We start from the raw sequence: 12,375 nt of genomic DNA, 5'->3' as shown, positions 1-12,375 counted from the left end.
GACGATCAGGAGACCGTGGCGGCCGGCGGGGTCCACCGCCGGGTGCGGGGCACGGTGCCCGGGACGCCGTAGTCCTTCTTGAGGTGTTCGGGGATGGCGTAGTGCATCACACGGCCGCGGGTGAGCGAGGACAGTTCGAGCACGGTGGTGAGGTGGCCGAGGCGGTCCAGGGCCCAGGCGCCCAGCGGGGAGCGGTCCTCGATGGTCTCCAGGACGCCGAGGAGGTGCGGTACGGCCTTGACGACGGTGTCCCACGGGGTGCGCGGCACCTCCAGCCAGTCGGCGCAGGTGTCGCCGACCAGGTAGCGGATGAGGGCCGAGACGACCGGATCGAAGAAGGTGCCGGGGACGACCTCCTCGTAGAGGTCGATGAGCTGCCGGGTCAGGACCGCGCCCTCCTCCGAGGGGCCCATGTACCGGACCATGTACAGGTCGAGGAAGGCGCGCGCCTCGTCGAGGGTCTTCGGGACGGCCTCCTGGTCGACGCCGAGCATGGCGCCCACCACCCGCCACGCGTAGTAGTACGCCTCCGCGCCCTCCGTGGACAGATGGATGCCCAGCCGGTGCAGGCTGTCGAGGACCAGCAGCGAGAAGAACATCTGCCCGCCGATCATGTCCTCCTGGCAGATCGGGGTGCCGAGCGCCTCGGTGTCCCAGCGGTTCTCGCGCATGAGGTGGTGCCGGATGGAGGCGTGCAGCAGCCGCACCTTCTGGGCAGCGGGGATGAAACGGCTGCCGGCCTCGAAGGCGTCGGGCTGCATCAGATGGACGGTGAACTGGCCGGTCTCCGCCATGCGCTTGGACGGGTACCGCAGCCCGTGGGTGGCCGACAGCAGCTTCGCCACGCGCGGGACGACGTAACAGGCGGGCATGGAGGCGAAGGACAGCGCGGTCGAGATGTGCACGTTGTTGTCGATGAAGAACAGCCGGGCCTTCTCCATCTCGCCCCAGTCCACCCAGGACGGCGGGACCCGGGTGGCCTCCAGGTACTCCCGCGCGACATCGGGCAGCCCGTCCGGCAGGGGAGCGCCGGCGGCGGAGACGTAGCGCATCAGGGTGTTGAACGTGCCCACCTCCCCACGCTCGAAGAGCGCGGCGACCGTGGCGTCGGCGAGTTCGTCACCGGCGTGCCGCAGGGGGGCCATCGAGGCCTCGGTGTGGGTGGTCACGGCAGGGCTCCTTGTCTTCGCGGGTGGCGTCCGGGCGCACCGGGCGGATGTCGGGACGGACCGGGTGGGTGTCAGGACAGGCGGACCGTCGCCGCGTGGGCCAGCTCGGTCAGGGCACCGGCGGCGGGGGCCGGCACGGCCAGTTCGTGGAGGGCGTCGAGTGCTTCCGCGACCCGGGCGCCGATCATGTGCTCGATCCGGTCGGTCGCCCCGAGCCGGCACATCACCTCACGGACCGCGTCCAGGCCGTCCGCGTCCAGATCGCGGCTGCCGAGCAACGTGCCCAGCTTCTCCCGGTCGTCGTCGTGGGCGAGGCGCCAGGTCTCCGCGAGCAGGGCGGTGGGCCGGTGACCGCGTACGTCGTCGGCGCCGGCCTTGCCGGTCTGCCCTGGTGCCCCGAACAGGCCGAGCAGGTCGTCGCGCAGCTGGAAGGCCTCGCCCAGCGGCAGCCCGTACGCGGAGTACCCCTCGCGCAGCCGCTCGCCGGCCCCGGCCAGGGCGCCACCGATCAACAGGGGCTGCTCGACGGTGTACTTCGCGGTCTTGTACCGGATCACCTTCAGCGAGGCCTCGGTGTCCGGACCGGCTCCGGTGCGCAGGATCTCCAGGCACTCGCCCGCGATCAGCTCCCGGGCCAGCACCGACCACAGGGGGCGGGCCCGGGCGAGGTAGGCGGCGGGCAGTCCGCAGGTCGCGAACAGCTGCCCGGCCAGCGACATCAGCAGATCGCCCACGAGCATCGCCAGCGACCGCGCGGTGTCGTCGGTGTGCGGACGGTCCGGTACGGCGGCCCGCAGGGCGATGTGCGGGGTGGGGCGTCCGTGCCGCAGGGGGCTGTCGTCGATGAGGTCGTCGTGTACGACGGCGGCGGCGTGCACCAGTTCCATGGAGGCCGCCGCCCGCACCAGCGCGTCGCTGTCGGGCTGGCCCACCGCACGCCAGCCCCAGTAGCAGAAGGCCGCCCGCAGCCGTTTGCCGTCCGCGACCGCCGCCTCCAGCTGCTCGGCCACCGGGGCCAGGAGCGGGTCGACCGCCGCGAACAGATCGGCCTCCTGGGCGACGAACCGGCGCAGTACGTCGTCGACGCGGTTCTTGAAGGCGCCGGGATCCCACCGGTCAGTCATCGTCGGTGGTCCGCCGGACCAGGGCGTGCCGGGCGAGGATCTCCAGATGGGCCGGGGGTACGGCCGTGTACCGGTCCAGGACCAGGCGCCCCCGCGCGGTGAGGTCGTGCTCGGCCTCCACCGCCAGCGCGCCGGCGTCCGAGCGGCGCAGCAGCCCCCGTAACGTCCCGAAGGCGGTACCCACCGTGCTCACCGCCAGATCGGCCAGTCCCGCCGCCAGCAGCACGGCCTGCTCGTCCAGACCGCGTCGTCCCGTCTCACGTGTCATGCGCTCTCCCACCCACGGCACACAGGGGCGGCGCCGTTCCCCGGCCGCCCCTTCGAGCATCGCGGCACGCAGGGGGCAGGCAGGCGGAAACTCACGATCGGGTGAACGCCTTGCCGGGTGGTGCGGATCGCCGTACCGCGGTCCCGCGTCCGGAGGCCGTCGGTGAGTGGTGGGTGAGCACCCTGCGGGGAAGTGGCGGGAGTACCGCGTGGTGTGCTTGACATGAAAATCGAACATCCATTCTCATGGAGGCTCCGGCACGGCTCGCGGCGGGGATCTCAGCAGCAGTTGGACATGGTTTCGGCGGATACGTCCCCAAGTTATCCACAGGCCGGACCGGCGTCGGGGCGCATTGTCAGTGGCAGGCGTTAGCGTCTTTGACGTGAAGCGATCGACTCAAGCAAACCGGGTGGAACCCATGGCAGGAACCGACCGCGAGAAGGCGCTCGACGCCGCGCTCGCACAGATTGAACGGCAATTCGGCAAGGGCGCGGTCATGCGCATGGGTGACCGGACGAAGGAGCCCATCGAGGTCATCTCGACCGGGTCGACCGCGCTCGACGTCGCCCTCGGTGTCGGTGGCCTGCCGCGCGGCCGCGTCGTGGAGATCTACGGACCGGAGTCCTCCGGTAAGACGACCCTGACCCTGCACGCCGTGGCCAACGCCCAGAAGGCCGGCGGCCAGGTCGCGTTCGTGGACGCGGAGCACGCCCTCGACCCCGAGTACGCGCAGAAGCTCGGCGTCGACATCGACAACCTGATCCTCTCCCAGCCGGACAACGGCGAGCAGGCCCTGGAGATCGTGGACATGCTGGTCCGCTCCGGCGCCCTCGACCTCATCGTCATCGACTCCGTCGCCGCGCTCGTCCCGCGCGCGGAGATCGAGGGCGAGATGGGTGACAGCCACGTCGGTCTCCAGGCCCGTCTGATGAGCCAGGCGCTGCGGAAGATCACCAGCGCGCTCAACCAGTCCAAGACCACCGCGATCTTCATCAACCAGCTCCGCGAGAAGATCGGCGTGATGTTCGGCTCCCCGGAGACCACGACCGGTGGCCGCGCGCTGAAGTTCTACGCCTCGGTGCGACTCGACATCCGCCGCATCGAGACCCTGAAGGACGGCACGGAGGCGGTCGGCAACCGCACCCGCGTGAAGGTCGTCAAGAACAAGGTCGCGCCGCCCTTCAAGCAGGCCGAGTTCGACATCCTCTACGGCCAGGGCATCAGCCGCGAGGGCGGCCTGATCGACATGGGCGTGGAGAACGGCTTCGTCCGCAAGGCCGGCGCCTGGTACACGTACGAGGGCGACCAGCTCGGCCAGGGCAAGGAGAACGCGCGCAACTTCCTCAAGGACAACCCCGACCTGGCCAACGAGATCGAGAAGAAGATCAAGGAGAAGCTGGGCGTCGGTGTCCGCCCGCAGGAGCCCGCCGCCGAGCCGGGCGCGGACGCGGCGGTCACCACCGCGGCCACGGACGACGCGGCGAAGACGGTGCCCGCCCCGGCCGTCGCCAAGGTCACCAAGCCCAAGGCCGCCACCGCCAAGAGCTGACGCCGTGACACGACGAACCGACTGGGCCGACCACGAGTACACGTCCCCCGGTGCCCCACGGGGGAGGGGCGCCGGGGGCGACCCGGGCTCCACCGGGGACGGCGACGAGGCCTACGGCACCCGGCGCGGTGGTGCCGCACGGGGGAGCGAGAGCTCATACGGGCGTGACGGCTCGTACGAGGACGACGGTCTGCCCGCTTCGTACGGCGGCTCGTACGACGACGGCACGCACGACGGCCCGGACGGGCCCCGCGGGCACGGGTCACCCGGCCGTGGCCCGCGGAAGCCCGGGACCCGCCGTCGGCGCGGCTTCGGGGAGCCGTCCGGTGAGGACGGGGGCTCCTCCTCCTCGTCGAGGGCCGAGCAGGAGGAGCACCCAGCGGACCCGGCTGAGCGGGCGCGGGCGATCTGTCTGCGCCTGCTCACCGGGACCCCGCGCACCCGGAAGCAGCTCGCGGACGCCCTGCGCAAGCGGGAGATCCCGGACGATGTCGCCGAGGAGGTGCTGTCGCGGTTCGAGGAGGTCGGGCTGATCGACGACAGCGCGTTCGCGGACGCCTGGGTCGAGTCCCGGCACCACGGCCGGGGACTGGCCCGGCGTGCGCTCGCCCAGGAACTGCGGACCAAGGGTGTCGACTCGACGCTCATCGACGACGCCGTCGGCCGGCTCGACTCCGACCAGGAGGAGGAGACGGCCCGCGAACTCGTTGCCCGCAGACTCCGCTCCACCCGGGGCCTCGACCGCGACAAGCGGATCCGCCGCCTCGCCGGCATGCTCGCCCGCAAGGGGTACTCCGAGGGCATGGCCCTCCGGGTCGTCCGGCGGGCCCTGGAGGAGGAGGGCGAGGACACGGAGTTCCTGGAGGGCGGGGACTTCTGACGGACCCACGGCCTTGAGGAGGGTGGGGTTAACCCCCTCCCAAGACGCCGGTCCACCGCAGTGCCCGCGCACCCGCGCGTGGACGACCGTGTACGCCATGATGCTGCGTTACGCCCTGAAGACCGTCCGCGCCCGCAAGGCCGGGTTTCTCGGTGCCTTCCTCGCCCTGCTGTGCGCGGCCGCGCTGATCTCCGCGTGTGGCACCCTCCTCGACACCGGTCTGCGCGGCACGATCCGCACCGAGCGTTACGCGGCGACCCCCGTCGTGGTCTCCGCCGACCAGTACGTCCACCGGACCACCGTCAAGCACAAGCACGGCAAGACCAAGGTCAAGCACAAGGCGAAACCCATCGCAGAGCGCGCCTGGCTGCCGGCCGGCCTGGAGGCCGCACTCGTCCGCACCCCCGGCGTCGCCCGGGTCGTGCCCGAACTGACCTTCCTCGCCCAGCCGTTGACCCAGGCCGGCACCGGCGGCCGTACCGCCTACGGACATGCCTGGGAGTCCGCCGCGCTCACCCCGTACCGGCTGGTCTCCGGAACCGCCCCGAAGGCCGCCACCGACCTGGTCGTCGACCGCGACCTCGCCGCCCGCGCCCGCCTGCGGACCGGTGACACCCTCACCGTGCAGTCGACCCAGGCCCCGCGCACGTACCGGATCACCGGCATCGCCGCCCCGGCCACGGACGTACGCCACCAGACGTCCCTCTTCTTCTCCGCCGCCGAGGCCCACAGGCTGGCCGCGCACCCCGGGCAGGTCACCGCGTTCGGCGTGCTGCCCGTCCATGGCACCGACCCGGACCGGCTGAAGCAGGCCGTGACGAACACGCTGCGCGGCACCACCGCCCAGGTCTCCACCGGGGACGCCCGCGGCCCCGTCGAGTTCCTGGACGCGGCCGCCGCCCGGGTCCGGCTGGTCAGCATGGGCGGTGCCATGGGCGGGACCTCACTGCTCGTGGCGGTCCTGGTGGTCGTCGGCACCTTCGCGCTCACCGTCCAGCAGCGCCACCGCGAACTCGCCCTGCTGCGCGCCATCGCCGCCACCCCCGGCCAGATCCGCCGGCTGCTCGGCCGCGAGGCGCTGATCGTCGGTGCGGCCGCCGGCACGGCAGGTGCCCTCCTCGGACTTCCGCTGGGTGCCTGGCTGCACTCACGGTTCGTCGCCCTGGGCGCCGTACCCGCGACGCTTCAGCACACCACCGGCGTCTTCCCGCCGGTCGCCGCGCTCGCCGCGACCCTGGCCGGCGCCTGGGCCGCCGCCCGTATCGCCTCCCGGCGCATCGCCCGGATCCGGCCGACCGAGGCGCTGGCCGAGTCCCGGGTCGAGCCCGCCCGGCCCGCCCGGGGACGGATCGCCGCCGGTCTGCTGCTCCTCGCCGGTGGAGTCGTCCTCGTCGTTCTCCTCACCTCCCTGCGCACCGAACCCGCCTCGACTCCCGTCACCTTCCTCGCCGTCGTGGTCCTCGCCACCTCCGTCGCGCTGCTCGGCCCGCTGCTGGTCAAGGCGGCCGCGCTGGTGCTCGCCGGCCCGCTGCGGCTCACCGGCCACGGCGGCCGGCTCGCCACCGCCAACCTGCGCGGCAACGCCGTCCGGATGGCCTCCGTCGTCACCCCCCTCACCCTGCTCATCGGCATGACCTGCACCGTGCTGTTCGTCCAGTCGACCCTCGGCGACGCCGCCCGCGCCCAGGCCCGTGCCGGGGTCACCGCCGACTGGGTCGTCGCCGCCCAGGGGCCCGGTGTACCGGCCGCAGCGGCACGCCAGTTGCGCACGCACCACGACGCCGTCACCGAAGTGGTCCGCACGACCGTCCGCGTCGGACTCGACAAGTACGCGGCGCAGGGCGTCACCCCCGAGGGCCTCACCCGCACCTGGGACCCCGAGGTCACCGCCGGCTCCCTCGGCCGGCTCACCGACCGCACCGTCGCCGTCAGCGAACTGGCCGCCGATCAGCACCACTTGACGCCCGGCAGCACCCTGAAACTCACCCTCGGCGACGGCACGCCCGCCACGCTCACCGTCGCCGCCGTCTACGCCCGGGGTCTGGGCTTCGGCGACCTCACCTTCGCCCACGACCTCGTCTCGCACCACGTGGACAACCCGCTCGCCTCCTCCGTCCTCGTCAGCACGGCCCGTACACAAGCACAACTCGCGACTACGCTCCGTAAGTTCCCGGGGTTGCGGATTCTTTCGCCGGCCGCCGCCGACTCTCTCCGGGCCGACCGGCAACAGGGCAACGCCGAGGTCGACTATCTGGCCATGGGGCTGGTCCTGGCCTTCACCGCCATCGCCGTCGTCAACACGCTCGCCATGTCGGTCACCGACCGCGTCCGTGAGTTCGCCCTGCTCAGGCTGGCCGGTGCCACCCGCCGCCAGGTGCTGCGGATGCTGCGCACCGAGGTGCTGTCGGTGCTGACGCTGGCCACGGCGCTCGGCAGCGGCATCGCGCTCGCCGTCCTGACCGCGTTCAGCGTCGGCATGACGGGCCGCGCCGCCCCGACGGTCACGCCGTTGCTGTACGTGACCGTCGTCGCGACCGCCGCACTGCTCGCGCTGATGGCCGCCGCCCTTCCCGGGCGGGTGGCGCTGCGGGTGCCCGCGGTCACGGTGGCGACGGCGAAGGACTGAGCACCCAAACCGATGAGGTCAGGGCGTGACCGGCAGGCCCGCCGCCTTCCACGCCTGGAAGCCGCCGATCAGGTCCGTCGCCCGGTGCAGCCCCAGCTGGTGCAGGGAGGCGGCGGCCAGGCTGGAGGCGTAGCCCTCGTTGCAGATCACGACGACCCGGAGGTCGTGGCCGGTGGCCTCGGGGGTCTTGTGGCTGCCCTGGGGATCGAGCCGCCACTCCAGTTCGTTGCGCTCGATGACGAGGGCGCCGGGGATCACCCCGTCCCGCTCGCGCAGGGCCGCGTACCGGATGTCGACCAGGAGCGCCCCGCCGGTCTGCGCGGCGTCGTATGCCTCGTGCGCCCCTATGCGCTGGTAGCCCGCGCGGACCCGCTCCAGCAACTCGTCTATGCCCACCGGAAGTTGTTCCTCCGGTCGCTGTTCCACCGGCTGTTGCTCCACCGGCTCCACCCGCTCCGTGCCGCTCACTGCCAGTCCTCCGGGCGCTCGACCTGCTCCAGGCGCAGCACCGCTCCGCTGCGGCTGTAGCGGCGGATCCGGGGCAGCGGCGGGTAGTAGGCGTGGACGGAGATCGCGTGGTGCTCGGCGGACTCGTTGAGCACCTCGTGGACGTGGTCGCGGCCGAAGGAGCGGCCCTTCCCGGCGGACAGCCGGCGCTCGCGGTCGACGTCCTCGGAGAGCTCCAGGGTCTTCCAGCCGTCGGTGGGCAGCCGGGTGGCGAGCGAGTTCTCCTTCAGTTCGCCGGCGGCGGTGAGGAAGGCGCCGACCGACTCGGCGTGGTCGTGCCAGCCGGTGCCGGTGCCGGGCGGCCAGCCGATCAGCCAGGCCTCGCTGCCGCCGGGGCCGTCGAGCCGTACCCAGGTACGGCCCTCGGGGTCGAGCGGGAGCGAGGCGATCAGCGCGGTGTCGGCGGCCGTACGCCGGACGAAGTCGAGGAGGTCCGCCTGGGTGGGCGCGGCGCCGGGCGCGGAGGCGGGGGCGGAGGGAGAAACGGAGGAGGAGAGAGAGGCAGACACGTGCACCGTTCCTGATGAGGGTTCGCAGAACGGGCGCAGACGGCGCCCGGAGAGAAATGAAGAGATGCGAAGTCAGCAGGACGGAAGACACACGCAGCCCGCATAGCGGACCAGGTCCACATGGACCTTCCGCCACAGGCGCACAGTGGTGTCGTTCACGATGCGGAGTACACCATGCTCGTGCAGGCCGGTCAACTCACCGTCACTATGTGGACCACAGGGTGACGGCGGTCACCCGGCGGCGGACCGGGCCTCCGCTTCTGCTTCCGCTTCCGCTTCCGTCTTCTCCGTGTCCTTTCCGCCCAGGGTCGCCTCGGCCGCCGCGTACAGATCGGCCGGTCGGACCCCGTTGAGGGCGGTGACCAGATGGCCGTCGGGGCGCACGAGCAGTACCGAGTGCGCCGGGGCGCCCGGGTAGGCCTCGGCGACCAGCAGTTCGGCGGGGTGTGGCAGCGCGGCCACGGCCGCCGCGAGCCGGGGCATGACCCCGGCGGAGACCCAGTGCTTGCGGTCCCACACACCCGTACCGGGCGCGATGAGGACGACGAGCAGCGCGCCGCGGCCGAGCCGGGAGCGCAGCTGCACGAAGGTGCCGTCCTCCGCGGTGACCCGGACGTCGGTGACCGGCGACCCCGGCGGGGTGTCGACCGGGACCTCGTGCTCCAGGTGCCGGGGCGCGAGCGGCGAGTCGGCGTACGCCCCCGGCGCACCGAGCGGGCCGTGCCCCAGATGGCCCTCGATGAGGAGCGCGTCGTGCCCCCGGGACGCGCCGGGGACGAACCCGCGCAGCCCGCCACCGCCGCGCAGCACCGGCAGCACCTGGTCGGCGGCGCGCAGCCGGGCGGCCACCACCGCGCGCCGCTCGGTCTGGTAGCTGTCCAGCAGCGCCTCGTGCGGGCCGTGGTGCCAGGCCGGGGCCAGCTTCCAGGCGAGGTTGTCCACGTCCCGCAGCCCCTCGTCCAGCCCGTGCGTCCCGAGGGCGCCGAGCAGGTGCGCCGCGTCCCCGGCGACGAACACCCGGCCCACCCGCCAACGGCGGGCCAGGCGGTGGTGCACGGTGTGCACACCGGTGTCGAGCAGGTCGTACGGCGGTGTGGTGCCGTCCGTCCAGCCCGCGAGGGTCTCGCGGATCCGGGTGAGGAGCAGTTCGGGCGTGACGAGGTCCTTGCCGGGCGGCAGCAGCCAGTCCAGGCGCCAGGCGCCGTCCGGGAGGGGGCGGGCGGTCACCTCCCCGGCCGAGGGCCCGGACATCCGCCACGGCGGTGTCCGATGGAGCAACGCCTGACCGGGCCACGGAAGTTCCGTGCGCAGCGCGGCGACCGCGTGCCGCTCCACCGCCGTACGGCCCGGGAAGCGGATGTCCAGGAGCTTGCGGACGGTCGAGCGCGGGCCGTCGCAGCCCACCAGGTAACTGCCGTGCCACCAGGTCCCCTTGGGGCCGCGGGTGTGCGCGGTGACGCCGGAGCGCTCCTGCTCGATCGTGTCCAGACGGCTGTCCGTGGCCACCTTGACCAGCGGTTCGTCGGCGATCGCGGCATGCAGGGCGTTCGTCAGCACGTGCTGCGCGATGTGCAGCGGGGACGGCTCGGCCGCCTCGTCGAAGACGACCTCGCGCATCACCTGCCGGCGCCGCATCGACCGCCAGCCGGTCCAGCGGGCGCCCAGGTCGTCCAGCGGGGCCCCGCTCAGCCGTGTCACCAGGGCGGCGGTGTCCTCGCGCAGCACCACCGTGCGCGCAGGGCGCGGCTCGTCCTTGCCCGGGCCCTCGTCGAGGACGACGGACGGCACCTCCTGACGGGCCAGGGCCAGGGCGAGCGTGAGCCCGACGGGCCCCGCTCCGACGATGATCACCGGGTCCACGGCGCGGCGCCCCCTGCCCGTACGCAAGTCCCGACGGACATGGATGAACAAGTGGTTGGAGCAGGGTGCACGATCACAGAACGTATGCAACAGACTGGGCGCCACCCGGTCAAGCGGCGCACCCGGGGACACGCCAGCATGGCGGGCGCGCGGATGCCGTGACGCAGCGGAAAACGGCGGAGGCAGCGGTCGTACGACCACTGCCTCCGGGCCTGTCGCGCGGGTTGACTCCGAGTCAGGCGGAGGCTCCCGAGGCGAAGGCCCCACCCACCTCGGCCGCGTTCAGCTCCTCGACGTCCTCCGCGCCCAGGACCGTGCCCGTGCCCCGCTTGCTGCGCCGCAGCCGGCGCTCCAGCCAGGAGGCGAACGTGGTGAGGGCGAGGTTCAGCAGGATGAAGACGACCGCCACCACGACGAAGCTGGGGATGACGTTGGCGTAGTTCGCGGCCAGCGTGCCGCGCGCCGTGAGCAGCTCCGTGAACTGCAGCATCACACCGCCCAGTGCGGTGTCCTTCACGATCACCACGAGCTGGCTGACGATGGCCGGCAGCATCACGGTGACCGCCTGCGGCAGCAGGATGCCGGTCATCGTCTGCCCCTTGCGCAGCCCGATCGCGTACGCCGCCTCCGTCTGCCCCTTCGGCAGGGCCAGGACGCCGGCCCGTACGACCTCGGCGAGCACCGAGGCGTTGTAGAGGACCAGGCCGGTGACGACCGCGTACAGCGGCCGTTCGTCGCTGCCGACGTCGGTGGAGCGGACGTAGAACTCGTTGGCGAACAGCATCAGCAGCAGCACCGGGATCGAGCGGAAGAACTCCACGACCCAGCCCGCCGGGATCCGCACCCAGGTGTGGTCGGACATGCGGGCTATGCCGAAGACCGCGCCCAGCGGGAGGGCGATCACCATGGCGAGCGCGGCCGCCTTGAGGGTGTTGCCGAGGCCCGGCAGCAGGTACGTGGTCCACGCCTCGGAGGTGGTGAACGGCTGCCACAGGTCCCACTTCAGCTGGCCCTTGTCGTCCAGCTTCTGCCAGACCCACCAGACCAGCAGGGCGAGGAGCAGGAAGAAGACCACGGAGAGCAGCAGGTTGCGCCGCTTGGCGCGGGGCCCGGGGGTGTCGTACAGGACGGAGCTCATCGCTTCACCGCCAGGCGCTTGGCGAGCCAGCCGAGGATCAGGCCGGTCGGGAGGGTCAGGACCACGAAGCCGAAGGCGAAGACCGCTCCGATGGCCACCGTCTGGGCCTCGTTCTCGATCATCGTCTTCATCAGGGCCGCGGCCTCGGCGACGCTGATCGCGGCCGCGACGGTGGTGTTCTTGGTCAGGGCGATCAGGACGTTGGCCAGCGGGCCGATCACCGCGCGGAAGGCCTGCGGCAGCACTATCAGCCGCAGGGTCTGCGTGAAGTTCAGCCCGATCGCGCGGGCCGCCTCGGCCTGTCCGACGGGAACGGTGTTGATGCCGGAGCGGATCGCCTCGCAGACGAAGGCCGCGGTGTAGGCGGTCAGACCGAGCACCGCGAGGCGGAAGCCCTGCACCTTGAAGTCATGGGCGCCCATGGTGACGCCGAAGATGTCGGCGAGACCGAGCGAGGTGAAGATGATGATGACCGTCAGGGGGATGTTCCGGACGATGTTGACGTAGGCGGTGCCGAAGCCGCGCATCAGCGGGACCGGGCCGACCCGCATCGCGACCAGCAGGGTGCCCCAGACCAGAGAGCCGACGGCGGAGAAGACGGTCAGTTTCACCGTCGTCCAGAACGCCCCTAGGACGTCGTAGCCTTGAAGAAAGTCGAACACGATTTCCCGCGCTTCCGGGTGTGTGGCGTACGTGGAGGGCGTGGCGCGCCGCCGCCGGGGAAGCGGTGGCGGGCGGCGCGCCC

At 72.3% G+C, this 12,375-nt stretch carries 12 protein-coding genes; 3 read left to right on the top strand and 9 right to left on the bottom strand.

Annotation, left to right across the window (positions count from 1 at the left end; genetic code table 11):
• Positions 1-5 precede the first annotated feature (5 nt).
• The 3 genes from AB0D85_RS31685 to AB0D85_RS31675 all read right to left on the bottom strand — a co-directional run bounded on the left by AB0D85_RS31685 (position 6) and on the right by AB0D85_RS31675 (position 2,561).
• Positions 6-1,145, bottom strand: coding sequence for an oxygenase MpaB family protein (locus AB0D85_RS31685; RefSeq protein ID WP_362327880.1), 1,140 nt, complete (start codon positions 1,143-1,145; stop codon positions 6-8).
• 95 nt (positions 1,146-1,240) lie between these two features.
• Positions 1,241-2,293 (bottom strand): polyprenyl synthetase family protein, encoded by a 1,053-nt coding sequence (locus AB0D85_RS31680; protein WP_362327806.1) that lies wholly within the window; start codon positions 2,291-2,293, stop codon positions 1,241-1,243.
• Positions 2,286-2,561, bottom strand: a complete 276-nt coding sequence (locus AB0D85_RS31675; protein ID WP_362327803.1) for a polyprenyl synthetase — start codon at positions 2,559-2,561, stop codon at positions 2,286-2,288. Before AB0D85_RS31675 ends, AB0D85_RS31680 begins: the two co-directional genes overlap by 8 nt.
• Positions 2,562-2,979: 418 nt before the next feature.
• Here AB0D85_RS31675 and recA point away from each other — a divergent pair, with 418 nt between their 5' ends.
• From recA to AB0D85_RS31660, 3 genes are all read left to right on the top strand, one after another.
• The gene (recA, locus tag AB0D85_RS31670; protein WP_362327800.1) at positions 2,980-4,110 is read left to right on the top strand and encodes a recombinase RecA; all 1,131 of its coding nucleotides are present in this window, start codon (positions 2,980-2,982) and stop codon (positions 4,108-4,110) included.
• A gap of 4 nt (positions 4,111-4,114) precedes the next feature.
• Entirely contained in the window at positions 4,115-4,990 is an 876-nt protein-coding gene (gene recX / locus AB0D85_RS31665; protein WP_362327797.1) for a recombination regulator RecX, read from the top strand.
• A 97-nt stretch (positions 4,991-5,087) separates the two neighbouring features.
• Positions 5,088-7,616, top strand: a complete 2,529-nt coding sequence (locus tag AB0D85_RS31660; protein ID WP_362327794.1) for an ABC transporter permease — start codon at positions 5,088-5,090, stop codon at positions 7,614-7,616.
• Between the two features lie 18 nt (positions 7,617-7,634).
• On the opposite strand, the gene AB0D85_RS31655 is transcribed toward AB0D85_RS31660, so the two are convergent.
• The 6 genes from AB0D85_RS31655 to AB0D85_RS31630 form a co-directional block, all read right to left on the bottom strand.
• A complete protein-coding gene (locus tag AB0D85_RS31655) occupies positions 7,635-8,057 on the bottom strand; it encodes a rhodanese-like domain-containing protein (RefSeq protein ID WP_362327878.1) in 423 nt (140 codons plus the stop codon).
• Positions 8,058-8,080: 23 nt separating this feature from the next.
• Positions 8,081-8,632, bottom strand: a complete 552-nt coding sequence (locus AB0D85_RS31650) for a cysteine dioxygenase (RefSeq protein ID WP_362327791.1) — start codon at positions 8,630-8,632, stop codon at positions 8,081-8,083.
• A gap of 72 nt (positions 8,633-8,704) precedes the next feature.
• On the bottom strand, positions 8,705-8,776 hold the full coding sequence (locus AB0D85_RS31645) for a putative leader peptide (protein WP_311737274.1): 72 nt from the start codon (positions 8,774-8,776) through the stop codon (positions 8,705-8,707).
• A gap of 87 nt (positions 8,777-8,863) precedes the next feature.
• Complete coding sequence (locus AB0D85_RS31640; RefSeq protein WP_362327788.1) at positions 8,864-10,492, bottom strand: FAD-dependent monooxygenase; 1,629 nt, start codon at positions 10,490-10,492, stop codon at positions 8,864-8,866.
• A gap of 235 nt (positions 10,493-10,727) precedes the next feature.
• The gene (locus tag AB0D85_RS31635) at positions 10,728-11,630 is read right to left on the bottom strand and encodes an amino acid ABC transporter permease (RefSeq protein ID WP_362327785.1); all 903 of its coding nucleotides are present in this window, start codon (positions 11,628-11,630) and stop codon (positions 10,728-10,730) included.
• Positions 11,627-12,292: an amino acid ABC transporter permease gene (locus AB0D85_RS31630; protein ID WP_362327782.1), complete on the bottom strand. Its 666-nt coding sequence runs from the start codon at positions 12,290-12,292 to the stop codon at positions 11,627-11,629. The genes AB0D85_RS31635 and AB0D85_RS31630 overlap by 4 nt, the downstream gene beginning before the upstream one ends.
• Positions 12,293-12,375 lie beyond the last annotated feature (83 nt).

The sequence above is a fragment of the Streptomyces sp. NPDC048277 genome, from assembly GCF_040652235.1.
Taxonomy (GTDB): domain Bacteria; phylum Actinomycetota; class Actinomycetes; order Streptomycetales; family Streptomycetaceae; genus Streptomyces.
The sequence above is the reverse complement of the archived record's forward strand: the minus strand, read 5'-3'. Positions and strand labels throughout refer to the sequence as shown.